The sequence below is a fragment of the Kordiimonas gwangyangensis DSM 19435 = JCM 12864 genome (genome assembly GCF_000375545.1).
GTDB lineage: Bacteria > Pseudomonadota > Alphaproteobacteria > Sphingomonadales > Kordiimonadaceae > Kordiimonas > Kordiimonas gwangyangensis.
Window position 1 is genome coordinate 322,221 of record NZ_AQXF01000004.1, and the last position, 22,577, is coordinate 344,797.

25 protein-coding genes are annotated in these 22,577 nt (G+C 58.7%); 10 read left to right on the forward strand and 15 right to left on the reverse strand.

Annotated features, from left to right (window positions below):
• Nucleotides 1-3: 3 nt before the first annotated feature.
• The 4 genes from B150_RS0113030 to sigJ all read left to right on the forward strand — a co-directional run bounded on the left by B150_RS0113030 (nt 4) and on the right by sigJ (nt 5,092).
• A complete protein-coding gene (locus tag B150_RS0113030; RefSeq protein WP_020400379.1) occupies nt 4-1,524 on the forward strand; it encodes a glucan biosynthesis protein G in 1,521 nt (506 codons plus the stop codon).
• Nucleotides 1,525-1,531: 7 nt separating this feature from the next.
• Nucleotides 1,532-3,640: a glucans biosynthesis glucosyltransferase MdoH gene (gene mdoH, locus B150_RS0113035; RefSeq protein ID WP_040565455.1), complete on the forward strand. Its 2,109-nt coding sequence runs from the start codon at nt 1,532-1,534 to the stop codon at nt 3,638-3,640.
• An 83-nt stretch (nt 3,641-3,723) separates the two neighbouring features.
• The gene (locus tag B150_RS0113040) at nt 3,724-4,182 is read left to right on the forward strand and encodes a carboxymuconolactone decarboxylase family protein (protein WP_020400381.1); all 459 of its coding nucleotides are present in this window, start codon (nt 3,724-3,726) and stop codon (nt 4,180-4,182) included.
• 10 nt (nt 4,183-4,192) lie between these two features.
• Nucleotides 4,193-5,092 (forward strand): RNA polymerase sigma factor SigJ, encoded by a 900-nt coding sequence (gene sigJ, locus B150_RS0113045; protein ID WP_020400382.1) that lies wholly within the window; start codon nt 4,193-4,195, stop codon nt 5,090-5,092.
• Here the strand turns inward: sigJ and B150_RS22480 are convergent.
• Entirely contained in the window at nt 5,089-5,742 is a 654-nt protein-coding gene (locus B150_RS22480) for an FMN-binding negative transcriptional regulator (protein WP_020400383.1), read from the reverse strand. The genes sigJ and B150_RS22480 overlap by 4 nt on opposite strands.
• A gap of 599 nt (nt 5,743-6,341) precedes the next feature.
• Nucleotides 6,342-6,683, reverse strand: coding sequence for a PilZ domain-containing protein (locus B150_RS0113060; RefSeq protein WP_020400385.1), 342 nt, complete (start codon nt 6,681-6,683; stop codon nt 6,342-6,344).
• A 130-nt stretch (nt 6,684-6,813) separates the two neighbouring features.
• Between B150_RS0113060 and B150_RS0113065 the strand changes: the two genes are divergently transcribed.
• The 3 genes from B150_RS0113065 to cysK all read left to right on the forward strand — a co-directional run bounded on the left by B150_RS0113065 (nt 6,814) and on the right by cysK (nt 9,533).
• Nucleotides 6,814-7,581, forward strand: coding sequence for a lysophospholipid acyltransferase family protein (locus B150_RS0113065; RefSeq protein ID WP_162139700.1), 768 nt, complete (start codon nt 6,814-6,816; stop codon nt 7,579-7,581).
• A 123-nt stretch (nt 7,582-7,704) separates the two neighbouring features.
• Nucleotides 7,705-8,571, forward strand: coding sequence for a serine O-acetyltransferase EpsC (gene epsC / locus B150_RS22485; protein WP_020400387.1), 867 nt, complete (start codon nt 7,705-7,707; stop codon nt 8,569-8,571).
• Nucleotides 8,572-8,618: 47 nt separating this feature from the next.
• Nucleotides 8,619-9,533, forward strand: a complete 915-nt coding sequence (gene cysK, locus B150_RS0113075) for a cysteine synthase A (RefSeq protein WP_020400388.1) — start codon at nt 8,619-8,621, stop codon at nt 9,531-9,533.
• 28 nt (nt 9,534-9,561) lie between these two features.
• Here the strand turns inward: cysK and B150_RS0113080 are convergent, their stop codons facing one another.
• From B150_RS0113080 to B150_RS21010, 5 genes are all read right to left on the reverse strand, one after another.
• A complete protein-coding gene (locus tag B150_RS0113080) occupies nt 9,562-9,915 on the reverse strand; it encodes a hypothetical protein (protein ID WP_020400389.1) in 354 nt (117 codons plus the stop codon).
• A gap of 87 nt (nt 9,916-10,002) precedes the next feature.
• Nucleotides 10,003-11,082: an AI-2E family transporter gene (locus B150_RS0113085; protein WP_020400390.1), complete on the reverse strand. Its 1,080-nt coding sequence runs from the start codon at nt 11,080-11,082 to the stop codon at nt 10,003-10,005.
• An 86-nt stretch (nt 11,083-11,168) separates the two neighbouring features.
• Nucleotides 11,169-11,933 carry an SDR family NAD(P)-dependent oxidoreductase gene (locus B150_RS0113090; RefSeq protein WP_020400391.1) on the reverse strand — a complete coding sequence of 255 codons (765 nt, stop codon included), beginning with the start codon at nt 11,931-11,933 and terminating at the stop codon, nt 11,169-11,171.
• 99 nt (nt 11,934-12,032) lie between these two features.
• Nucleotides 12,033-13,124 carry a ZIP family metal transporter gene (locus B150_RS0113095; protein WP_155860057.1) on the reverse strand — a complete coding sequence of 364 codons (1,092 nt, stop codon included), beginning with the start codon at nt 13,122-13,124 and terminating at the stop codon, nt 12,033-12,035.
• Nucleotides 13,125-13,283: 159 nt separating this feature from the next.
• Entirely contained in the window at nt 13,284-14,375 is a 1,092-nt protein-coding gene (locus B150_RS21010) for a serine hydrolase domain-containing protein (protein ID WP_020400393.1), read from the reverse strand.
• 151 nt (nt 14,376-14,526) lie between these two features.
• On the opposite strand from B150_RS21010, the gene B150_RS23535 reads away from it, so the two are divergent.
• The gene (locus B150_RS23535; RefSeq protein ID WP_202899620.1) at nt 14,527-15,057 is read left to right on the forward strand and encodes a winged helix-turn-helix domain-containing protein; all 531 of its coding nucleotides are present in this window, start codon (nt 14,527-14,529) and stop codon (nt 15,055-15,057) included.
• Here B150_RS23535 and B150_RS21020 read toward each other — a convergent pair.
• From B150_RS21020 to bamJ, 3 genes are read right to left on the reverse strand one after another with little or no spacing between them, the layout of a single operon-like run.
• Entirely contained in the window at nt 15,048-16,001 is a 954-nt protein-coding gene (locus B150_RS21020; RefSeq protein WP_020400394.1) for a peptidoglycan bridge formation glycyltransferase FemA/FemB family protein, read from the reverse strand. The genes B150_RS23535 and B150_RS21020 overlap by 10 nt on opposite strands.
• A complete protein-coding gene (locus B150_RS23265) occupies nt 15,994-16,191 on the reverse strand; it encodes a hypothetical protein (protein ID WP_155860058.1) in 198 nt (65 codons plus the stop codon). Before B150_RS23265 ends, B150_RS21020 begins: the two co-directional genes overlap by 8 nt.
• Nucleotides 16,192-16,229: 38 nt before the next feature.
• Nucleotides 16,230-17,198, reverse strand: a complete 969-nt coding sequence (gene bamJ, locus B150_RS23555; protein ID WP_020400396.1) for a BamJ family beta-barrel-assembly machinery protein — start codon at nt 17,196-17,198, stop codon at nt 16,230-16,232.
• A gap of 100 nt (nt 17,199-17,298) precedes the next feature.
• Between bamJ and B150_RS0113125 the strand changes: the two genes are divergently transcribed.
• Entirely contained in the window at nt 17,299-17,556 is a 258-nt protein-coding gene (locus B150_RS0113125; protein ID WP_020400397.1) for a DUF3253 domain-containing protein, read from the forward strand.
• Between the two features lie 74 nt (nt 17,557-17,630).
• Entirely contained in the window at nt 17,631-17,957 is a 327-nt protein-coding gene (locus B150_RS21030) for an Hpt domain-containing protein (protein WP_020400398.1), read from the forward strand.
• Between the two features lie 2 nt (nt 17,958-17,959).
• Here B150_RS21030 and B150_RS0113135 read toward each other — a convergent pair whose 3' ends face one another.
• The 5 genes from B150_RS0113135 to yidC all read right to left on the reverse strand — a co-directional run bounded on the left by B150_RS0113135 (nt 17,960) and on the right by yidC (nt 22,528).
• Nucleotides 17,960-19,207: an RNA polymerase sigma factor gene (locus B150_RS0113135; protein ID WP_020400399.1), complete on the reverse strand. Its 1,248-nt coding sequence runs from the start codon at nt 19,205-19,207 to the stop codon at nt 17,960-17,962.
• 2 nt (nt 19,208-19,209) lie between these two features.
• On the reverse strand, nt 19,210-19,557 hold the full coding sequence (locus B150_RS0113140; RefSeq protein ID WP_020400400.1) for a YciI family protein: 348 nt from the start codon (nt 19,555-19,557) through the stop codon (nt 19,210-19,212).
• Between the two features lie 100 nt (nt 19,558-19,657).
• Nucleotides 19,658-20,113 carry a hypothetical protein gene (locus B150_RS0113145; protein ID WP_020400401.1) on the reverse strand — a complete coding sequence of 152 codons (456 nt, stop codon included), beginning with the start codon at nt 20,111-20,113 and terminating at the stop codon, nt 19,658-19,660.
• Nucleotides 20,114-20,118: 5 nt separating this feature from the next.
• Entirely contained in the window at nt 20,119-20,772 is a 654-nt protein-coding gene (gene yihA / locus B150_RS0113150) for a ribosome biogenesis GTP-binding protein YihA/YsxC (protein ID WP_020400402.1), read from the reverse strand.
• Between the two features lie 7 nt (nt 20,773-20,779).
• Nucleotides 20,780-22,528, reverse strand: coding sequence for a membrane protein insertase YidC (gene yidC / locus B150_RS0113155; protein WP_020400403.1), 1,749 nt, complete (start codon nt 22,526-22,528; stop codon nt 20,780-20,782).
• Between the last annotated feature and the right edge of the window lie 49 nt (nt 22,529-22,577).

Below are 22,577 nucleotides of genomic sequence, written 5' to 3' on the forward strand. Positions count from 1 at the left end.
ATCATGGGTAAATTTCTGCCGCAGACCGCCCTTCGGGCTTGCCTGACCGGCATTGGTATTTCTCTTCTGTGTTGCATGTTCATGGAGAATGCTGTTGCGCAGGGCACCGCTTTCACCAAAACACAGGTGCTGGATGCCGCACGCGAGCTATCCAAAACGCCGTTCGTTGAACCAAAAAAGGTTCCGGATGCGCTCCTCAAGCTCGACTATTCCGCTTACCGCCGCATCAATTACAACAAACGCGCTGCCATCTGGGGTGGCACACCGACCAAATTCTCGGTAGAGATGTTCGCGCCCGGTAACCTCTACGCCAGCGGCGTTGATATTTATGTGGTGGAAAACGGCAAAGCGTTCCCCGCGCCGGTGAACGAAAACTCGTTCGATACGCCAACAAAGGAAGTGGCGCAGCTCCTCGCCAAAGTGGGCCAACTCGCCGGTTTCCGCCTGCATTTCCCGCTGAACCGTGAAGACTATCAGGACGAATTTATCGTCTTCCAGGGCGCGAGCTATTTCCGCGCGGTCTCCAAGGGTCAGACATACGGCCTCTCCGCGCGGGGCCTCGCCATTGACGTGGCAGAGCCGACGGGGGAGGAGTTCCCCATCTTCCGGAAATTCTGGATCGAGCGGCCGTCCTCGCAAGCGGACGCCATCGTCGTGCATGCGCTTCTCGACAGCAAACGTGTCGCGGGCGCATACCGTTTTGGCATCTACCCCGATGACCCGACACGGCTTGATATCGAGGCCACCTTGTTCCCGCGCGCTGAGCTTAAGCATGTGGGCCTTGGTGCGCTGACCTCGATGTTCCTTTTTGGCAGCATCGACCGGTCAGACCTGCCGGATTACCGCGAGGCGGTTTACGATTCGACCGGTCTTGCCATGCACACCGGCAATGGTGAACGGCTCTGGCGTCCGCTCAATAACCCTGTCGACCTGCAAGTGAGCGCCTTTATGGACAAAAACCCCAAGGGTTTTGGCCTTATCCTGCGTGACCGCCGTGCTGAAGCATTCGAGGATGAGGAAGCCGGGTATCAGACCCGCCCGTCCGCCTGGGTTACGCCGATGGGCGAATGGGGCGCGGGCCATGTGCAACTGGTGGAAATCCCCACGCCGGTGGAAACCAACGACAATATCGTTGCCTACTGGCGGCCAAAAACGCCGCTGGCGGCGGGGCAGGAATATACTTTCAATTACCGCCTGTCGTGGCCGAATGATAACCCGCTTCCACAAGGCTTTGGCCGTGTGCGGCGCAGTGCGTATGGTCATAAGCTCGGCACCGAGCTGCCGCAAATGGTGATCGATTATCGCGGCCTGCCGGAAAGCATTCCGGTCAAGGAAATCGCGCTCGAAGCCAGCGTGAACCGCGGCAAGGTAACCGAAGTGGTAGCGCAGGACCTGCCGGACGGCCGCATGCGTGTGTTCCTGACTTTCGAGCCCGCGGGCACGGGGCCGGTGGAAATCCGTCTGCAACCCAAACATAAAGGAGCGCCAATTGGCGAAACCTGGCTTTATCGCTGGACAGGGTGAGGGGAACATGCCCAACGCCCAGAGAGCGCTGCCGAGCGAGACGCCGCTTGATATGCCGCGCCAGAGCGTTCATGCACCACGGGGCAAGTCCCGCGGGCGCATGAAGCCGTTCCGCCTTGTGGGCACGTGGCTCGCGCGGCTCCTTCTGCTCGCGGGCACGGTGGCGATCACCGCTTTTGGTGTGCGCGAAATGTATGAGGTGATGAGCACCGGCTCAATCACGCCGCTCCAGTGGGCGTTCCTTGTGCTGTTCTCGCTCAACTTCGCTTGGGTCAGCTTTGCGGCCTGTCAGGCGGCGCTTGGTTTCCTGCTCATCATGAAGCGGGATATTTTTGGCCGCCGGCACATTCACGAAAACCCGCCGGGCATTAACACGGCTGTGCTTGTCCCTGTGTATAACGAGGACCCGGTGCGGGTGGGCGCGGCGATTGACGCGATGGCAGAAGGGTTGGCGGAAAAAGCGCCGGGTAAATTCTGTTTCTTCATCCTATCCGACAGCAACCGGCCGGAGGCATGGCTGAGGGAAGAGCATGTCTTTTACCAATTGATCGCTCGGGCTGACGAAAACTGCCCGATCTACTATCGCCACCGGCACCAGAATACCGAACGCAAGGCGGGCAATATCTCCGACTGGGTGAAGCGCTGGGGCGGGGCCTACGAAGCCATGCTCGTGCTGGACGCCGACAGCATCATGAGCGCCGATACCATGATCGAGATGGCGCGCCGTATGGAAGCGGATGAGGGCCTTGGCCTGCTGCAAAGCCTGCCGTCCATTGTCATGGGCGAAAGCCTCTATGCGCGACTGCAGCAGTTCGCGAACCGGGGTTACGGCCTGATTTTCGGCAACGGCCTGTCGGCATGGCACGGCAATGGCAGCAACTTCTGGGGCCATAACGCCATCATCCGCACGCGTGCGTTTGCCAGTGCTGCACACCTGCCTATCCTGAAGGGCAATGCACCCTTTGGCGGCCATGTTATCAGCCACGACTTTATTGAAGCCGCACTCCTGCGCCGCGCGGGCTGGAGTGTGCGTTTCGATACCGACCTCAATGAGACCTATGAGGAAGCACCGCCATCGGTGAGCGACGTGATCACACGGGACCGCCGCTGGTGCCAGGGCAACCTGCAGCACATCAAGTTCCTGTTCGCGCGCGGTCTGGCGTTCACCACGCGCATGCACATCTTCTCAGGCATCATGGCCTATATGAGTGCGCTGTTCTGGTTCCTGCTGCTGACAGTAGGCCTTATGCTTGCCGTACAGGCCAGCTTTACGCGGCCTGAGTATTTTGCGCGGCCGTCCCTGTTCCCGACGTGGCCTGTGTTTGATTCCGTGCGCGCGGTACAGCTTTTCATCCTGTCGATGGGTATTGTGCTGGCGCCTAAAATCCTCGCGTGGGCGTCGGCGATGATCAACCTCAGGCGCTGTTTCCGCTATGGCGGGCCCATCCTGCTGACCCTCAGCGTGCTCACGGAAGTGCTGCTGTCCGCACTGTATGCGCCCATCATGATGATGGCGCAAACCCGCATTGTTTGGGAGGTGATCACTGGTGGTGACAGTGGCTGGCAACCGCAGCGCCGGGGGGACGGCTCCATAGGGTTCATCACGGCGCTCAAGGCACACCGCTGGCACACGGTGGTGGGCTTCGCGGCCTCGGGCGTCGCCTTCTACCTGCACAAGGACTTGTTCCTCTGGCTCCTTCCCGTGACGGGTGGGCTGATGTTGTCGGCACCTCTGTCGTGGCTCAGTGGCCGTGCGGATGTGGGCCTCGCGCTGCGCTGGCTTGGTATTCTGCGCACGCCGGAAGAAAAGCGCCGTCCGCCAATCCTTGATGGTGTGATCAAGCGTCTGGATACGCCGACGGTGCGGGAAGTGGCTTCGCCCCTCGCAGCGCTGGCGGCCGAAGACGAGTTTCGTGACTGGCACCGCGCCCAGCTTGCGGACGTGAAAAGCAACGGTGAGTTTGACGCCCATCTGGTGCTGGCGCGTGCCAAGCTTGAACGCGCCAAAACCGTGAGCGAGCTTGAGCGTTGGCTGAGCGACAAGGAAGCCATGGCGCTTCTCAACAGCACCAACCTTGTGGACGCTGTACCCGGCTGGGTGAAGGCGCACGCGTAAGGCGCGGCAGAAAATTCAAAAAATATTCAGGGGCACGTCACAGGCGTGCCCTTTGTCTCGTCCCCTTTCTGAAAGCGGCAATTATGCCGCGCACAAGAAAGGACAATCCCGTGTCACAGACAGCACCCGTCAATATCTATAGCCACGCCAAAGACATCGTTGCGGCCCTCACCGCAGCGGAAGAGATCATCCACACCAGTGGCTTTGACTATAAACTGCATTACCTCCTGCGCCTGCGCGCGAGCCAGATGAACGGCTGTGCATTTTGTGTGAAGATGCACACAGCAGAAGCCCGTAAGGTGGGCGAAACGAATGAACGGCTGGACCGTTTGATCGTGTGGCGCCATGTGAGCGATTTCACTGCGCGTGAGAAAGCTGCCTTCGCCTATGTGGAAGCCCTGACAGAATGTGGGGGTCGTACAGACTATGGTGCGCAGCGTGCAAACTTGCGCAGCCATTTCAGCGATGCGGAAATTGCGACCATGACCACCATTGTGGCCATGATCAATATGTGGAACCGTATTCAGGTCTCCCAGCACTAAGGGCATTATCTTGGATACCAAGGCCATAGACATTTTTGAAGCTAACCGGGCCAGCCTTATGGGGCTGGCTTACCGGGTGCTTGGCTCGGTCGCGGAAGCCGAAGACGTGGTGCAGGACACGCTCATCGCGTGGCTCAGTCATTACGAGAGTGGTATTGATAATCCCAAAGGCTGGCTCACCACCGTTTGTGTGCGCAAGGCGGTGGATGTGCTAAAATCCGCGCGGCATGCGCGCACCAGCTATGTCGGTGCCTGGCTGCCGGAGCCCATGCACACCGAAATGCTGGATGACCCCGAAGCGCAATTGTCCCTTTCGGAAAGTGTGACCATGGCGTTCATGCTGGTGCTTGAGCGCCTTGCGCCGAAGGAACGGGCGGCTTTCATCATGCACGACGTGTTTGAAAGCGATTATGCCGATATCGCCGCGAGCCTTGACGTGAGCGAAGCCGCGTGCCGCAAGCTGGTCTCCCGCGCGCGGGAGAATGTGCGCCGGGCCGAAGCGCCCAAACAGGCACCGCCATCACGGCAGGATGAGGTATTGCAAGCGTTCCTGAATGCGGTGGACACAGGGGACACTGCAAACCTTGTGGACCTGCTGGCCGCCGATGTGACCCTAGCCGTCGATTCAGGCGGTAAGGCAACCTCCATCAACCGGGTGCTTGAAGGCAGCGCCGAGGTGCTTTCCTTCATCGGCAAGGCACTGTCACGCTACTATGTGGACGCACGCGTTCATGAGATTGAACTGAACTCAGGCCGCTCGGTCGCATTCAGCACCATGGATGGCCCGATTGAAACCGTGGTGACCTTCGCTTTTGACGAGGAGCAGCGGGTGAACCGCATTTTCATCACCCGCAATCCGGACAAGCTGGCCCGGATTGCGGGGCTGGTTCACACAGGCGCGCCGCACTAGGCCTTGTTGTGGCGTGCCGCTGTTTTCTCGCGGATCAGCGCGGCGATCTGCCGCCCGCCTTCCTCCGGGCTTTCTGCCAGATGGTCAGCCACCAGATAGGCATCCTTGGGCGCAAAGTCCTGATGCACTTTCGTGATCGCCTCAATGCGGGTGATCTCCACCTCAAAGCCGCGCAGATGCGGGAACAGCCGGTCCACATATGCCTCGGGCGCGTCAGCAAATGACCAGCGTGGGTGGGGCGACAGTGCTTCAAAACGTTCCTCAAGCGGGGCGGAGAGGTCGTTAATCAGCTGGGCGAAGAATGCGCGCTCCTGCCGCAGTCGTGCGCGGCCCCACACATGCACAGCCGTATAGTCCCATGTGGCACCACGGGTACGGTCGCTGCGCCAGTTTGGCGACACATAGGCATTGGGGCCTGAGAAGGCGATCAGTACCTCACCGCCATCCAGATGATTGGCTTGCGGGTTATTGGCGTCCATATGGCCGCGCAGCAGCCCGCCTTCACCGTCGCCATCATAGGCGAAAGGCAGGCGAGTGACCCGCTGGTCGGTGCCGGTGCCGGAGAAAATATGGGCGAAAGGGTAGGCGCGAATATGGGCGCTGATGCGCGCAGCATCCAGTTCCCTGTGGGGTTTGGGTGGGTATGTCATCGTCTGTCGTTCCTCGGGTTTATAAATATAAAGAAATCTTTATATTTGACTCGCCCTATGGATACGCGAGCGATGCGACAAAGGCAAGCCCCGGTGGAAGCCAAGGCGCTGACAACTGTCCAGAAACGAACAAACGTCATGTTCGGAAATGAACAGTTCATAGATGTCTGTTTCACTGTAAAATTATAAGTATTTGAAATTTAATGATTTTATTTTCTGGCACACCCCTTGCTGATATGAGGGCAAGAAAACAACAAAATGACCAACGCATAAGCGACAGCAACAAATATTCGGGAAAACCCGAGCACAAACAAAAAGCCGGCCCAACGAGGTGCGGCAGCGAGGAGAAGAAAAATGGTATTCGTGAATGAAGTGATGCCGCAAAGCCCAGCCATCGTCGTGTACGCGGACTTTGGTGTTCGCGACGCAAGTTACAGTCGGCGCCGTCAGCGCCGCAACAAGACCCGCCGCTAAAAGGCAGGCTCAGGGATATAGAATAATAATAGTTTGGCCTAACGAGCACTCAGCAGGATAGCACTCGGCAGTTTTGCTCACTGGAAAAGGCGGTTCACCCGAGGGTGGCCGCCTCTTTTTTTGCTTTAACCTGCAAGCGGGTCTTCACCCGGGTCCTTAGGGCTTTCGGACAGGTCCTGGCCTGCCCCTTCGGCAAATTTCTTGAGCGCAAGGTCAGGCCCCGCGAGGATCATGAGGCCAAGCCCGCGTGAGCCCTGCCATTTCACCACGCTGGCGAAATCGCCCAGATTGTCGATCGAAAGCAGCAGGTGCTGGCCCATGGCCACATCCGCATCGCAAGTGATCAAGGTACCGGCGTGGCTCACATCGCGCACCTCGCAGGGAAACTCCTGATCGTCTTCTGTCGTGAGTGTGCCATGCCACAGTACGGGCAGGCGGTCGTCCCTGCGTTTGTCGTCGTCAGCCATGGTGACCCCTTTTCCGCTCATACCGGCCGCACGCAACCGGATTTTTTTCTTGAGTTAAACCTGTGTAAAATGGCAATGGCTTATCGGGCAAGTGCTAATGCGCACAGTTGGTTTGGAACAGGAGCAAAACATGATCCATCTGATAAACGGTATCCGGTCTATCCTGTTCAACCTGACCTACTATCCCTTTACGCTCATTTACTGCTCCATCGGTCTGATGCCGCTCTGCCTGTTCAAGTCGGATAAGCCACTTCGGAAGGGTATCCATATTTACTGCGTTGGCTCGCTTTGGCTGGCGCGCTGGGTGATGGGTATCCGTCACGAGTATCGTGGCACGGAGAAGCTGCCGAAGGAAGGCGCGTTTATTTTTGCCGCCGCGCACCAGAGCAACATGGACCCGATCATGACCTTCCCGCTCAGGAACGACCTGACGGCGCTGGCGAAAAAGCAGTTGTTCCTGATCCCGTTCATCGGGCAGGCGCTTAAGAAAGCACGCATTGTGCGCATCGATCGCGAAAGCCGCACCGCGCACAAGGGCATGGAAGATGTGGCCAAACATATTATCGAGCTCGGTCGCCCGCTCATTGTCTACCCGCAAGCCACGCGGGTGAAGCCCGGTCATCACCGCAAGCTCAAGAGCGGCGCTTATTACCTGCAGGCGGACACCAACCTGCCGGTGTACACCGTCTCCACCAACACGGGCCTCTTCTGGACCAAAGGTTTCTGGCACCGCATGGGTACGGCGGTCTATGAGATCCATGGCCCCCTGGAAACTGGCCTTGACAAGCCTGCGTTCATGGAACGGCTTGAGGAAGATGTGGTGCGCCGGTCGGACCAGTTGATGCTTGAGACACGCTACGCAGGGCTTCTCTCTCACATCGTGGAAGACGACGCCTAGGCGCCTCACAGCTTCCAACACAAGCTTTCCTCGCGAACAAGTGAAGAATTTATCGCCCGCGCCAGCCCTTGTAGATGGCTCGCGGCTTCCTAAACTGTTATACAGGAAGAAGAGGGCCAAGCCATGGACAGCAGCAATCCGATGACCGACACGAGCCTTGATCATATCGCAGCGCGCCTGCAGGAACATCATCAGCGGTATGGTGACCTGTCTGGCTTGTCGCTCGCCAAGATCGGCAATCTCCTCAAGAAGACCGCGGCAGTCATGTTCCCGCACTATGCCGTTGCGGAAGATGATGACCTGACGCTTGAAGCGCGCCTGTCGCTTCTGGAGCGTGAGTTTTTCATGCTGGTGGAGCGCCTGTGCAAAGGCAAGGATGTGGGCTGCGAACGGCTTCTGGTACAGGGTTTCCTCTCGGACCTGCCCGCGATTGCGGACGACTGCTACCTCGACGCCCAGGCTATTTTCGATAGTGACCCTGCGGCGGAATCGGTTGAGGAGGTTATCCTTTGCTATCCCGGTTTTTATGCCATCATGGCGTATCGCATTGCCCATGCGCTCAACAAGCGCAAGGTGCCGTTGCTGCCGCGCATGATTGCGGAATATGCGCACCAGAAAACCGGCGTGGATATTCACCCGGGTGCCACCATCGGCAAATCCTTCTTCATCGACCACGCCACCGGTGTGGTGGTGGGCGAGACCGCGATCATCGGCAACAATGTGAAGCTCTATCAGGGGGTGACCCTCGGTGCGCTCCGTGTTGACCGGGACCAACGCTCGAAGAAACGCCACCCCACCATTGAGGACAATGTGGTCATCTATGCGGGGGCTACGATCCTCGGCGGTGAAACCGTTGTGGGCAACAATTCGGTCATTGGCGGTAACGTTTGGATCACGCGGTCTGTGCCCGCATGGTCCCGCGTCATGTTTCGCCCCTGCGACACGGATGAGATCATCTCCATCAAGGAACGGCGCAAGGCGCAGGGGTAAACCCACGCGCGGCGCTCGCCATAAACACACCTGAAAAGGGGGAAAGCATGAAAGCTGAATCCATTCTGGATACCATCGGCAACACACCACATGTGCGCATGAAGCGCCTGTTTCCTGATCATGAAGTCTGGATCAAACAGGAGCGGGTAAACCCCGGTGGCTCGATCAAGGACCGTATTGCGCTCTCCATGATTGAAGAGGCCGAGAAAGATGGCTCGCTCAGGCCCGGTGGTGTGATTATTGAGCCGACATCCGGCAACACAGGCATCGGCCTTGCCATGGTGGCGGCGGTCAAAGGCTACCGCATCATCCTTGTGATGCCGGAATCCATGTCTATCGAACGCAGGCGCCTGATGCTGGCTTATGGTGCCGAATTTGCGCTGACGCCCAAGGAGCTGGGCATGAAAGGCGCGATTGCGAAGGCGACGGAGCTTGTGGAGAACACTGAGGGCGCGTGGATGCCGCAGCAGTTCAAGAACCCCGCGAACCTGAAGGTGCACCGCGAGAAAACCGCGCAGGAGATCCTGAGGGATTTCCCGGACGGGCTTGATTATATGATCACGGGTGTTGGCACGGGTGGCCACATCACGGGCTGTGCGGATGTGCTGAAAAAAGCATGGTCCGGTTTCAAGGTCGCGGCGGTGGAGCCGACGCTTTCGCCCGTGATGTCCGGCGGTGAGCCGGGGCCGCACCCCATTCAGGGTATCGGCGCGGGTTTCCTGCCTGATGTGCTGGATATGGACCTGATTGACGAAGTGCTGAAAGTGGACCCGGCGGACGCCAAGGAAATGGCCCGCCGTGCCGCACGTGAGGAAGCCATGCTGGTGGGTATCTCATCCGGTGCCACGCTTGCCGCCATCGCTGCCAAAGTCAAAGACCTGCCGAAAGGCGCACGGGTACTGGGCTTCTGCTACGACACGGGTGAGCGCTACCTTTCGGTGCCCGAGTTCCTGCCGGAATAGATTTTAGCTGAACAAGGAGGGCGAGGGTTTATTCCTCGTCCTCATCAATGCTTGAGTGCACAGAGCCACTTTCAAGCCGCACAATGAGCGCAATGTGCGAACCGCGGATCGCCAGTTCCTTATAGGACCCGCGCGGCAGCGGAATGCCCTGGTCGATACAGTGGTTGAGAACGGCGGCCCCCACTTCCCGGCTGTTGAAGAACACCGGGTCCGAACCGTCCGACAGGATGAAGCGCACGGTGACCTCACCTTCGTTATCGAGTTCCGACACCACATTCTTGATCGGGAGGTTTGATGATGAGCCTCTGCTCTCCAGAACGGGCCGCATCGCGAGGACCAGTTCTTCATCCGAAAAAATGATGCTACGTGATTCAAGAATCATACGTTGGCCTTGCCTGTCCTTCCTCTAAGTCCCGCATATTTAGGCAGAAATAGCGCCCGAAGGAAAGAATTTTATCTAAATGCCACCTCAGGCGGCAGGTGTTTTGCTGCCGGTGGTGACCAATGTGCGGTCACGCCAGCCGCGCAGAACAGCGTTCGCCACGGTCGCGAGCGGGATGGCGAAAAACACGCCCCAGAAACCCCAGATGCCACCAAAAATCAGGATCGCGATGATGATGGCGTTCGGGTGCAGGTTCACCGCCTCCGAGAACAGGAGCGGCACAAGAACGTTGCCGTCCAGCGCCTGCAGCACAAGGTAGGCAATCACCGCAACGGCCATTTCATGCCCGAAGCCCCAATGGAAATAGGCCACAAGCGCGACAGGGAACGTAACCGCAGCCGCGCCGAAATAGGGGATGATGACACTGAGGCCGGTGGCAACCGCGAGCAGGGTGGCGTAGGGCAGTGTAAGATACTGGTAGACCACAAAAGCCGCGATGCCGACGATCAGGATTTCATAGACCTTGCCGCGGGCATAGTCGCCCGCGCGGTCCAGAATTTCGCGCCATACCTGCTCAAGCAGTGGTTTGTCGCTCGGGAAAAAGCGGCCAAACCAGCCCATGATCTGTTGTTTGTCCTTGAGGAAGAAGAACACCATCACCGGCACCAGCACCAGATAGACCACAAAGGCCGCAGCACCCGTGAGGCCCGTCAGAGAATACTGCAGCAGGCGTGGGCCAACATTGGCCACCTCGTTACCCATGTTCGCGAGCCACGTTTCCGCCTGCGCTTTCGAGATCAGGCTCGGGAACCGTGCCTGAAGGTCAAGGAGCGCATCCTGAAGCGAGCTGACCATGGCGGGCGCGTCATTGATGAACTGTGTCACCTGGCGCACAAGCGGCGGTACCACGGCAAAAAGCGTAATGAGTGCCACGGTGATGAAGAGGATATAGACTGTGATCACCGCTACAAGATGGTGCATGCCGCGCCGTTTGAGCCAGTTCACCGGGCCATCCAGCAGGAAGGTGATGACCACAGCGGCAATGGCGGGTGCCAGCATCTGACCAAAAAAGGTAATGCCGATAAAGGCGATCACAAGCACCATGACAAGCAGAACCATCTGCGGGTCTGAAAAGGTCCTGCGGAACCAGTCGGTTACCAGTTTCATGTCGTGGGCACTCCTGAAGGGCGCCATATGGGCGCTATCCTGTTATCTGTCGGTCTGAGCCTTGTTTTTCAAGGCTTCGTCTGGTTTTAGCCGTGCTGGCCGGACGATGTACCACCGTCCACCACCACATTGGCGCCGTTCATATAGCCCGCTTCTTCGCTGGCGAGATAGAGCACAGTGCGCGCCACATCCGCTGGGTTTGCCGGGCCACCTTTCGGTAGGCCACCGGCGAATTTGCTCATGTCGCCGCCAATGTCAGCGAGTGCGCGGTCAAACATCGGGGTCAACATGGGCCCCGGCGATACCGCGTTGATGCGAATACCGTGGTCAGCATAGTCAAGCGCTGCGCTTTTCGTGAGGCCGATCACCGCGTGTTTGCTGGTGCCGTAAGCCGCCATCCATTCCGCGCCGGATTTGGAGAGGATCGAGGCGGTGTTGATAATCGCACCGCCACCGGATTTGAGCATCACCGGGATCTCGTGCCGCATGGCATACCAGATGCCCATCACATTGGTGCGCCACACATCTTCGACCATGTCCATGTCCTGGTCCGCGAAGCGGGCAGCCTTGTGGCTGATACCGGCGTTATTCACGGCAATGTCAAGGCTGCCACTCGCCTCCGCTGTCGCATCAACGAAGGCTTTGACATCGGCCTCTTTGCGCACATCCGCGTGTCGGTAATGGGCCTTGCCGCCTGCGGCTGTGACGTCCGCAACCACACGCTCCCCTTCCGCGTCGATGAGGCCGCAAAAATGCACGGTCGCGCCTTCGCGGGCGAACGCTTTCACGATCGCTTCGCCAAAACCCGATGTGCCGCCAGTGACCAGCACGATACGTCCGTCAAATCGCATGGAAGGTATCTTTCCTGTTTCCGGGCGAATGGCTAACGCGCTTCCGCCCTTTGGGCAAGGAAAACCTTGAGGGTGCGGCGGTTTCGCCGGCTTTGAGGGCTAGTGGCTGTGGCCGTGGCTATGTTTGTGGGTGCGGTAACGCGGCATCAGCGTGGTGAAGAAGGCGCGCGCACCCATGTGCACAAGCACCAGCGCCGCCGCGCCAAGCCAGATGGCGAAGAGGATGAAGCCGCCCGATGGGCTCGGCAGCGCATAGGGGCTCAGCTCAACAAATACCGCGGTCACCAGCCAGAACAGCACGGTCCATGGTGTCACGCGTTTGACCAAGCCGTATGAAGCAGCGAGGCCTTTGCCGTATACCTGTGGCAGCACCGCGCTTACGAGCAGCACGAGCAGGAGGATAGGCGCCACAAGCCGGCCAACGGCGCTCAGCAGTTCCACAGCGTGGTGCATGCCGTGGATGGGCATGTCACCGAGCGGGCCGGGCGTGTGGTGCAGATAGTGTGCGGTGATCAGCGACAGCACAAACACAAGGCCAAGGGCCGTGCCCACCCGGTGTGCCATGATGGTCTGGCCACTTGGCGCGGCGTTATGTTCCTCAAGCGGATGCAATACCACATGAAGGAGCGAGCCTGCGGCAAAGGCCTGCCAGTAGCCCACCAGCGGGATGTTGTACCATTCGCCGGCAAAGAGCGCGAGCAGGTAGCCAACGATGGTCATGGCACCAAGGCCCGCAAGCACCAGAAGGCCACCCGTTGTGGACAGGACAGGCCGCAGCAGCCACCACACGGCAATCGCCACGCCGATGCGGTGCAGTAGAATGCCAGTCGCGACAAAATCACCTGTCTCGCTTTCGTTCGCGAAGGCGAGGATCGCCCCGTCAGACGCCGCATGCACAACAAGCGCGAGGGCCGCGACGAGCAGCACGACGCGGTGGGTCATCTCTTCAGCGCGGTGGAACAGAAACTCGGTAATCCAGGGCAGGGAGAAACCGAGGGCGGCCACCATCAGCGCCCAGCCGCCACCATGAGCCAATGCCTCGGGCAGCAGGGTAAGGGTGATAAGGCCAAGGACCGTAATGAGCACAAAACCATCAAGCGCGCTTTTGACATGCGGCGCACGCGCCGACAGTCGCGCCAAAAGCGGCGCGGCCAAAAGTACCACGACAGATAATACCAGTGCCCAGTCCAAAACGGTCTCACTCTGTTACATAAGATGTTCAGTTATAATATCACAATTTGGAAAGCCAACCCAAATCTTCAAGGACGGTGCAGAATCTTTTGTGCAGACATGAAGGCCCGCGGCGCAAGAGCACCGTGGGCCACCACGTTTTTGAAGGATGCCTTGGGCTTACGGTGTCACAGGCTTCGGCGTGCGACCGAGCATGATTTGCGAAAGCCCATCTGCGATCTTGTACGCGGGCACATCATCTGTGTGGGTCGCGAGGAAAAAGGCGGTGCCATCCTCAGGGAATCGCCAGAAGTCTGCGCGGGTGAAATAGCCGCCACCATTATGCCAGACCAGTTTTCTGCCGCCAAAGTCCGGCACCACTGACCAGCCGTAACCGTAGTGGTACACACCCTCATCATCTTCCGGCACGTGCGGTGTGAACATCAGCGCCTTGGACTGTGCACTCAGGATTTCGTCCCCAAGAAGGGCGCGGTGCCAGCGCAGCATGTCCTCCAAGGTCGAGAGCACACCGCCATTCCCATAAAGGTGCCACGTATTGCCCGCGGTGCGCGCATAGAGCTCATCTGAACCAAAGAGACCGTCCACACCCTCTGCTACGCGGGGGAAGGTGCGGCCGCTATAGTCTGGCCGGTAGTAGCCAGTCTGTTCCATGCCAGCGGGTTTCCATAGGTTCTCATAGAGATATGTCTCGTACGCCAGACCCGAGGTGGCCTCAATGATCACGGCCAGAAGGCTATATCCCACGTTCGAATATTCGTATCGCGTGCCGGGGCTGAACAGGAGCGGGGCTGCATAGGCGCGGGCGAGGTAAGCCTCTTTGGTGATCGCTTCTTCATCGGGGCCGATGACATCCGGCATGCCCGCCGTATGGGTCAGCAGTTGGTGCACGGTGATGGCAGCCTTGTCAGCCGGTACATCTTCCAGATAACGGCTGATGGGAGCCTGAAGGTCTACCTTGCCAGCCTCATGCAGTTTCATGATAGCGGCACCAGTGAACTGTTTGCTGATGGAGGCGATATCCACCACCGTGTCCAACGTATATGGAGCCTTGCCCGCAACCGCGTCACCAAAAGCGCGGGCGTAGATGGTGCCGTCCGGCCCCGATACACCCACCACGCCGACAAACCCTTTGGCTGCGGCGTCCTCCAGGAAGGTGTCGAGGGCTGCCTTGTCGGTCCAGCTTTGATCGCTGCTGTGTGCGGCGGGGCTCATGAATGCCATCACAGCCACCAATAACAGTTTCAGTCGCATGTCTTTATCCTCTTTGGTCTTTGGGTAAACAGGTTTGACAGGCTGTCAAATCCCGCCCACTTTTGTGTCTGTCGCTTCCCAGATGCAGCATGACACCTGTTGCGGGAAGGTTGAGAAATGTTGGGAAACATTGCGGAAGGTTGCGGAGCGCGTGAAAAAACTGATTGGGGACATCATTTTCGACCCGGCGGGGAACCAGGTGACAGTGCAGGGTGACGTAAAGCTGTTGGAGCCTCGCCTCGCCCGCCTGCTTGAAGAACTATGCGCCGCTGGCGGAGAGCCGGTTGCCCGCGATGTCCTGCTCGCCGCCGTGTCGACCCTGCCACATGCAGCAGACGATGTGCTGACACAGGCTATCTCCAAGCTACGTCAGATACTGGGGGACGATCCAAAAGCGCCCCGGTTCATCAAGACTGTCCCGCGCCGGGGCTATGCGCTGATCGCACCGATCGCGGACTATGCGGATTCGCCCAAAATCGCCCCATCCGTGCCAAACAAGCTGCCCTGGATGGTCGCCATCGGCGCGCTTATCCTCGCCCTCCTTATTTTCGCATACACCGCATACCGGTTCTCGACGCGCGAAATCGAGATCGAGTTTCACGAGAAAGCGGATCAGGAATTTATCGAGAAGGAGAGCGAAGGCTCGGGCTCAGTATCCGAAAACCCAGATGATCAAACGTAGGTGCCAACAAGGGTTTTCACCTTTGCTCCTGTGCCCAGTTTGAACCGGGCGATGCCAGCACCGGATGCCGTTGTGTCAACGCCACCAAGGTCAAGGAAGCGGATGCCGTGTTCCTTGAGTGCGAGCATACCCTCAAAAATCACCCGGTTCTGAGCGTGGACCGCGCGTGCTTCCTCACTGGCCCAGCCGATATGATAAGTGGCGCTGTTGCCGTGCAGCAGGAACAGTGCGCCCGCAATCTTGCGTTTACCCGATAGCGCGCTGACAGCAAGTACAGCCTGCTCGCCACCATTTTCTTCAAGCGCATCTGTATAGAGCGGCACAAGGCCAAGCGGCACGCCGTGGTAACCGCGGCCCTTGCGCTGCTCGGCCTCTTTCTCAAGCAGCCATGCATACTGGTGTGGCTTGCGGCCACTCACGCTGATGCTGAGGTGTGCGTCAGCCGCGCGGTTCAGCTGGTTGCGCCATTTGCTGTCGAGGTTAGAGCGCAGGTGTGCTGCGTCCACGCTCAGGTCAAGCCACGGCGTGGAATAGCCGGTCATGATTTGCCGGAGCCCTGCACGTTTGAGCGCTTGTGATGCCTCATCGGATGCTTCCATCTCAGGCTGCTGCGCGAGGAAACGCCAGCGCCATGGCCGGGCTTGCGACTTGAAGGCGGCTGCCATTGTGCTCGCGTCGCCCTCGTCAGGTGCTGTGACCCACAAGGGGCCGCGCATCATGCTGGCGACTTCGATAAGGCCTGCGAATTTGCGTTTCGCTACGATGCCAAAGGCTTTGAGCGCACCGTCACGCGATGCCTGCCACACCTCAACTGGCACGCCAATGGCCTTGAGCGCATGCCCATAGCCCCAGTGCTGCTGCAGTGGCACTGCCTGGGTTTCTGGCAAGGCTTGCCAAAGACTTGGGTTGATTTCACCTCTCTCAATATCAAAGGTGCTAGGCATAAACTCGTGCTCCCGCTATCATTGCGGCATGATACAACGACAAAATATAGCCGGAAATGTGAAAGGGCAGCGCATTGCGCCGCCCCGTCTGACTTTTGGTGCCGCTCTTGTGGTGCTCAAATACATTGCCTTGCCCGTTTTCCTTGGGCTGGCGGCGCTGGATGTCGCGTTTTACTTCTTTTTCCAGCATGTGCTTGAGCGCTGTTACGGCGTGCTTTGCTACTTCGGTTAGTCGTCTACCGAAATCAGCTCAACGGTGAATACCAGCGTTGCATACGGCGGGATCGAGCGCGAGCCGCGTTCACCGTAAGCGAGGTGGTAAGGAATGAAGAATTCGTACTTCGCGCCTTCTTTCATCAACTGAACACCTTCGGTCCAGCCTTTGATCACGCCGTTCAGCGGGAAACTTGCCGGGGTGCCACGACGGTAGGACGAATCAAACTCGGTGCCGTCGATCAGCTTGCCAGCATAGTGAACGGTGACATTCGATTCGCCGCCCGGCTGCGCGCCCGTGCCTTCTTCGATCACACGGTACTGGAGGCCGCTTTCGGTCTCAACCACGCCGTCCTGCTTCGCATTTTCTTCGAGATACGCGAGCTGTTGGATCTTGAAAGCCTGCGCCTGCTTTTCAGCTTCGGCTTGGGCTTCCTCAAGCGTCATCACGCCCAGAAGCTCAACGGTGAATACGAGAGTCGCGTCGCCCGGGATCACGCCGCCCGCGCCGTTTTCGCCATAAGCGATGTCAGACGGGATCACCAGTTCCCACTTGTCGCCAACTTTCATCATCTGCAGCGCTTCAGTCCAGCCCGGGATCAGGCGGCCAGCAGGGAAAGTTGCCGGTTCACCGCGCTTGTAGCTGGAATCAAACTCGCTACCGTCGATCAGTTGACCGGCATAGTGCACGGTAACGAAGTCGTTTGCGGTCGGGCTTTTGCCGTCACCCTGTTCCAGAACACGGTACTGGAGGCCGGACGCGGTGACTTGAACGCCTTCTTTTTTCTTGTTTTCTTCGAGGTAGGCGAGGTTTTCAGCCTTGAACGCGGCTTGATCGGTCATTGTATCGGTTACTTTCTCGTCTAGGGTTTCGGTTACGCCGTCTTTGGCGTCTTCTGTTTTATCTTTTTCGCTGCTATCGTTACTGCAGGCAGCAAGGCCGAGAATTGCGGCAACGGCTGCGAATTTCAGTGCTTTTTGCATGGAAGACCCCTTGTTTAAGCATTGCCGCGACACTAGCCCGGCAGGCATTTGGGGGAAAGGAAAAAAGCGCTGAAATGAGCGAAATACGAGGGGAAATACAGTGAAACCGGTGGATCAGGCAGTGCGGGACGAGATCGTCAGGCAGATCGCAGACGAGAAGAGTGTCGCGCCACGAGATATTGCCCAGGCCCTTGCTGGAGAGGGTGAGGACTGGCGCAAATACCTGCCGCGAATCCGTGCGGAAGCGATAGAGCTTTATCATGCGGGGGAACTGTCGTTCCTGCGCAAGCGCAAGCCAGTTTCGCCAAGCGGCCTGAAGGGTGTTTACCGCCTCAGCAAACCGGTCGCGGCCGAGTAACGTAAAAAGTGTCGCTTGCCTGCTCATGGCAGGCCGGCCCGAGTGCAAGTACGGAGAGTATAATGGGGGGTCATATGCCAATTCTCGATAAACCTGTCCTCGACAGGCTGACCGCTGACGTCGGTGAAGAATCGGCGGCTTTCCTGATCAGCTCGCTCAAGAACGAGATCACCCGCACCCGTGATGCGCTTGAGGATCTCGCCGCTAAAGGTGAGCTTGAACAAGTGGAAATCCAGGCCCACGCGCTGAAAAGCGCGGCGCGCAGCTTCGGTGCCATGCGGCTTGGTGAAACCTGTTACGCGATTGAGCAGGCCGCCAAAGCGAGCCAACAGACAGAGGTTGATGGCTTGTTGGTGGAACTTAAGAGCGTATCAGCCGAAACCATCACTGCGTTCAGCTGACGTCAGTCGAGCGCCGCAAGTCGCCCATCCAGATAAGCAAGGTCGCTGTCGCTGCCCGGCAGGAAGCGCGCTTTCTTAAATGCGGCTTTGGCGTCTTGCTGGCGTCCGAGCGTGCTCAGCACATCCGCCCGCGCGGTGTGATAGTGGATATTGCCGCGCATCGAGGGGTGGTCTGCAAGCTCATCGAGTATGTTGAGCGCGTCAGCGGCACGGCCTGCTGCCGCGATGGCCGCCGCCTTGTTGAGCGTGACAATGGCAGAGCCCGTCATGACCTCAAGGGTTTCATAAAGCGCAATAATCTGGGCCCAGTCGGTGGCCTGAACGCTGGGCCCTGCCACATGCGCCGCAGCGATGCCCGCTTCGATATGGTACCGGCCCAGTTGTGCGGTCTGCCGTGCACGGCTCAGATGCACAAAACCTTGCGCAATCAAGTCCTTGTCCCAGCGCGTGCGGTCCTGTTGCGCCAGCGGCGTGAAGTGCCCGGCATCATCCCGCCGGGTTGCAAGGCGCGAGGCCTGAAAGCTGAGAAGGGCGGCGAGGGCATGGCAGGTGCCGTCGGTGCGCCATGGCCCTAGCGCGAGCGACTGTGCGAGCCGCAGCGCCTCAAGGGCGATATCTTCCCGCACCGCCACAGGTCCGGGCCCGGGGCGATAACCAAGGCTGAAAGCGAGGTATATGACCTTCAGCACCGTTGGCATGCGCTCACCGGCTTCCTGCCCAAGCGGGGTACCGGTGCTTAAGCCAACACTGGCAGCCCGCTCTTTCGCGCGGGTCAGCCGGGCCGACATGGCGGCGGGTGTGGCATAAAATAGCTGCGCAATTTCGCGTGCGCTAAAGCCAAAGGCGATGTTCAGGGTAAGGGCGACGCGGTCCATCTCGGCCATATTTGGCTGGCAGCAGAGGAACAGCAGCTCAAGCTCGCTGTCCGTCGCGCTCTGCCCAATAGGACGGGTATCTTGTGCCGCGCGTTCAAGCTCGGGTAAGGCTGTTTGCGCCACCTTGATATGGCGCAGTTCATCGATGGCTTTGCGGTAAGCGGTGGCCTGTAGCCACGCTGCCGGGTTCTCCGGCAGGCCATCATAAGGCCAAGTGCGGGCGGCTGCAGTCAGCGCCTCCTGAGCGGTATCTTCGGCAAGGCTCAGGTGGTGGGGGCCAAGCCGCTTCACAAGTGTAGCGACCAGCCGCCCCGCCTCGCGGCGGAACAGCCGGTCCAGTTCTCGTCTCGCTTCGGTGTCGTGCCCGGCTGCCATTCTTATATCTGGTCGATCTCGCGTAGCTCGATACGGCCATATTTGACATGCGGGCAGGTCTTGGCGATCTCGACCGCCTCGTCATAATCTGCCGCTTCAATCGTCATGTAGCCGCCGATCATCTCATTGGGTTCGGTGAACGGGCCGGCGTGCACTTCCACACCGCCCGCCCCTGTCGTCAGGTTGCGGCCGGGTTCGTCCTTCAGTTTCTCACCGCCGAGGAAACGGCCCTCGGCAATCATCTTCTCGGTCCAGGCGGTGTATTCCTTGATGATGTCCATCATCTGGTCATGGGAAAGGTCAGCAAAACCATCGAGGCGGTCGTGCAGTAGCAACATGAACTGAGCCATGGTGTCGTCTCCGGGGTTGGGCGGCGGGCGTCATGCCCTTTTGCCCGTTATACCCCTAGCGACGGCTGAGCGGGTGCCGATTTCGACATCGGCCCGGAAATTATTTACTCTGGTGCTGGTCGAGCTTAGAAACCGCAGCTTCGATCGTGGTGCGGTAGGCCTCTCGATCAAACACCAGCACAGGCATGTCGCCATAGCGCCAGTCCACCCCTTCGGCGGCGCGCTCAGGATTGTTGCGGTAGGGGTTTTGCCAGTTTGACCAGCGTACGGTGTCGCCCTCTTCGGTAACACTGAAATGCAGGAGCCAGCATTCGGGCTCCCCGCAGTCGCAAGCATAGGGGGTCACAAAGGCCTTTGGGTCCAGGAGCGAACGTGCGCCCTCGGGCCCGAGGTAGGGCGCATAGGCCCCGGCTATGCTGTCGGTGTACTGCCTTTCGTGCCGCTTGATGCGGTCCAGCAGGTTTTCGCCGTCGACGAAAATATCAAAAACTGGTCCATAGGGCTCGCTATCGCCCGAAAGCTTGAGTTCAAGGATGTTGAAGGCATGTCCTGCCATCGGTATCAGAACGCCATGGTCTGGCAAAGTTCGGCGCGCAGTTCAGGGATGCCCCAGCCCTTCTCGCTTGAAGTGGCGAGGACGATGGGGAAGCAGGCGATAAACTTCTTCGCGTCTTCCTGCGTTTTTTTCAGCATCTTCTCGCGGTCGGCGACCTTGAGTTTGTCGAGCTTGGTAAGCACGATCTGATAGTTGACCGCTGCCTCATCGAGCATCTTCATGATCTCACGGTCGTTTTCCTTCAGCCCGTGGCGGCTGTCGATCAGCAGCATCACACGGCGAAGGTTCGGGCGACCGCGCAGATAGTCTTTCACCAGACGGGTCCAGGCGTGGACCTTCTTACGTTCGATTTTGGCATAGCCGTATCCGGGCAGGTCAACCATATAAGCAGGCTGGTCCATTTCCTGACCGAGCGTGAAATAGTTCAGTTCCTGCGTGCGACCTGGCGTGTTTGATGTGCGCGCCAAGGTCTTGCGGCCTGTCAGTGCGTTCACAAGGCTTGATTTGCCTACGTTGGAGCGCCCGGCAAAAGCAATCTCCGGCAGGCCGGTGCCGGGCAAGGTGTCAAGCGACACCGCACCCATGACAAACTCAACGGGGCCGGCAAACAAGAGCCGGCCACGTTCCATATCAGCCTGGGTGAAGCGTTCTTCTTCCATGCTTGCCTTACGCCTTCGCCTTGCTGCTGTCGTCCGTGCGCGCGTCTTCACGGCGCATGATCACCCATTGCTGGCCGATCGACAGGATGTTGTTCCACGTCCAGTACAGCACGAGGCCGGCGCTGAACGGCGCCATAATGAAGGTGAAGATGAGCGGCAGGAAGCTCATGATCTTCTGCTGGGTCGGGTCCATCGCGGCAGACTGCGGATTAAGCTTCTGCTGCAGCCACATGGAAAGGCCCATCAGGATCGGCAGGATGCCGATAGCCATGAAGGCAGGAGGGTCCCACGGAATAAGGCCAAAGGCGTTGACCGGTGTCAGCGGGTCGGGTGCAGAGAGGTCCTTGATCCAGCCGAAGAAGGGCTGGTGGCGCATCTCGATGGTGACATACAGCACTTTATAAAGCGCGAAGAAGATCGGGATCTGGATGAGGATCGGCAGACAGCCCGCCATCGGGTTGATCTTCTCTTTCTTGTAAAGCGCCATCATCTCCTGCTGAAGCTTCTGGCGGTCTTCCTTGTAGCGCTCTTGCAGTTTCTTGATCTTCGGCTGCGCTTTTTTCATGTGGCTCATGGACACATAGGATTTGTTCGCGAGCGGGAACAGCACAAGCTTCAGGATCACGGTCATCAACAGGATTGCAACGCCATAGTTGCCGGTCAGGTTGAAGAGATAGTGCAGGCCTTTGAAGATCGGGCGCGTAAGCCAGTAGAACCAACCCCAGTCGATGGTGCGGTCAAACAGCGCGATGTCATATTTCTGCTGGTAGTCGTCGATGGTGCCAACAATCTTGGCGCCAGCGTAAAAACGGGTCGTGTTCTCAAGCGAGCCACCGGCCGCGAGCGTCTGCCAGTTTTCAACATAGTCGACACGGTAGCTCTCTTCGCCACCCTTCGGTGCACGGCGCACAAAACGGGCGCGCGACAGTTCAGCATCCTGTGCCGGGATCAGCGTGGTCATCCAGTATTTGTCTGTGATGCCCATCCAGCCACCGGTGGAGCTGACTTCAAAATTACCGTCGTCTTCGAGATCGTCGTATTTCTTCTCTTCGAGTGTGCCGTTGAATACGCCAAGCGGGCCCTCGTGCAGGATATAAAGCCCTGCGGTCTTCGGCTTGCCGTGACGGCTGATGAGGCCATACGGCGCCATCTGAAGGGTAGAATCGGTGGTGTTCTCAACGCTCTGCGTGATGGTGAACATGAACTCCTTGTCCACCTCAATCTTCATCAGGAATCGCAGGCCTTCGCCGTTCTCCCAGGAAAGCGTCACCGGGTTCGACGGCGTAAGCGTGTCACCGTCCGCGGACCAGATGCTCTTGTCGGTCGGTACAGAATCAGGGTTCTGGCCTGATGCGGACCAACCGAAGCGCGCGTAGTAAGCGTCCGGCGTGCCAGCCGGCGACAGCAGGCGCACATTCGGCGAATCGTCCGCCATCGTCACCTTGTGTTTCACCAGTTGGAGGTCATCGAAGCGTGCACCGCGGAGCGAGAGCGAACCCTCAAGCTCGGGCGTTACGATCCGCACGCTGCCAGCGTCTTCAAGCACGGTTTCATGCTCAACCACTTCAGCGGTGGTTGCGTCCTCAGGGGCAATCTCGCGCGGGGCAAGCGCTTCTTCGGTTGCCTGTTCTGTGCGGGCCTCTGCCGCTTCCATGCGCGCAGCTTCCATTTTCGGACCGGCATAGAATGTCTGGTATCCAAGAAGGATCGCCAGCGACAGCACGGCAAACAGCACAAAATTTTTCGTATCACCCATGAGATGTCATACCCTCATCATGTGGCAGCCCGCTCTTGGCTGCTTCACT

Bases quoted from the DNA above. Each gene is read 5' to 3' on its own strand.
- B150_RS0113030 (WP_020400379.1), top strand. From the start codon at position 4: ATGGGTAAATTTCTGCCGCAGACCGCCCTTCGGGCTTGCCTGACCGGC.
- mdoH (WP_040565455.1), top strand. From the start codon at position 1,532: ATGCCCAACGCCCAGAGAGCGCTGCCGAGCGAGACGCCGCTTGATATG.
- B150_RS0113040 (WP_020400381.1), top strand. From the start codon at position 3,724: ATGCCGCGCACAAGAAAGGACAATCCCGTGTCACAGACAGCACCCGTC.
- B150_RS22480 (WP_020400383.1), bottom strand. From the start codon at position 5,742: ATGACATACCCACCCAAACCCCACAGGGAACTGGATGCTGCGCGCATC.
- B150_RS0113060 (WP_020400385.1), bottom strand. From the start codon at position 6,683: ATGGCTGACGACGACAAACGCAGGGACGACCGCCTGCCCGTACTGTGG.
- B150_RS0113065 (WP_162139700.1), top strand. From the start codon at position 6,814: ATGATCCATCTGATAAACGGTATCCGGTCTATCCTGTTCAACCTGACC.
- epsC (WP_020400387.1), top strand. From the start codon at position 7,705: ATGGACAGCAGCAATCCGATGACCGACACGAGCCTTGATCATATCGCA.
- cysK (WP_020400388.1), top strand. From the start codon at position 8,619: ATGAAAGCTGAATCCATTCTGGATACCATCGGCAACACACCACATGTG.
- B150_RS0113080 (WP_020400389.1), bottom strand. From the start codon at position 9,915: ATGATTCTTGAATCACGTAGCATCATTTTTTCGGATGAAGAACTGGTC.
- B150_RS0113085 (WP_020400390.1), bottom strand. From the start codon at position 11,082: ATGAAACTGGTAACCGACTGGTTCCGCAGGACCTTTTCAGACCCGCAG.
- B150_RS0113090 (WP_020400391.1), bottom strand. From the start codon at position 11,933: ATGCGATTTGACGGACGTATCGTGCTGGTCACTGGCGGCACATCGGGT.
- B150_RS21010 (WP_020400393.1), bottom strand. From the start codon at position 14,375: ATGCGACTGAAACTGTTATTGGTGGCTGTGATGGCATTCATGAGCCCC.
- B150_RS21020 (WP_020400394.1), bottom strand. From the start codon at position 16,001: ATGCCTAGCACCTTTGATATTGAGAGAGGTGAAATCAACCCAAGTCTT.
- B150_RS23265 (WP_155860058.1), bottom strand. From the start codon at position 16,191: ATGCTGGAAAAAGAAGTAAAACGCGACATCCAGCGCCGCCAGCCCAAG.
- bamJ (WP_020400396.1), bottom strand. From the start codon at position 17,198: ATGCAAAAAGCACTGAAATTCGCAGCCGTTGCCGCAATTCTCGGCCTT.
- B150_RS21030 (WP_020400398.1), top strand. From the start codon at position 17,631: ATGCCAATTCTCGATAAACCTGTCCTCGACAGGCTGACCGCTGACGTC.
- B150_RS0113135 (WP_020400399.1), bottom strand. From the start codon at position 19,207: ATGGCAGCCGGGCACGACACCGAAGCGAGACGAGAACTGGACCGGCTG.
- B150_RS0113140 (WP_020400400.1), bottom strand. From the start codon at position 19,557: ATGGCTCAGTTCATGTTGCTACTGCACGACCGCCTCGATGGTTTTGCT.
- B150_RS0113145 (WP_020400401.1), bottom strand. From the start codon at position 20,113: ATGGCAGGACATGCCTTCAACATCCTTGAACTCAAGCTTTCGGGCGAT.
- yihA (WP_020400402.1), bottom strand. From the start codon at position 20,772: ATGGAAGAAGAACGCTTCACCCAGGCTGATATGGAACGTGGCCGGCTC.
- yidC (WP_020400403.1), bottom strand. From the start codon at position 22,528: ATGGGTGATACGAAAAATTTTGTGCTGTTTGCCGTGCTGTCGCTGGCG.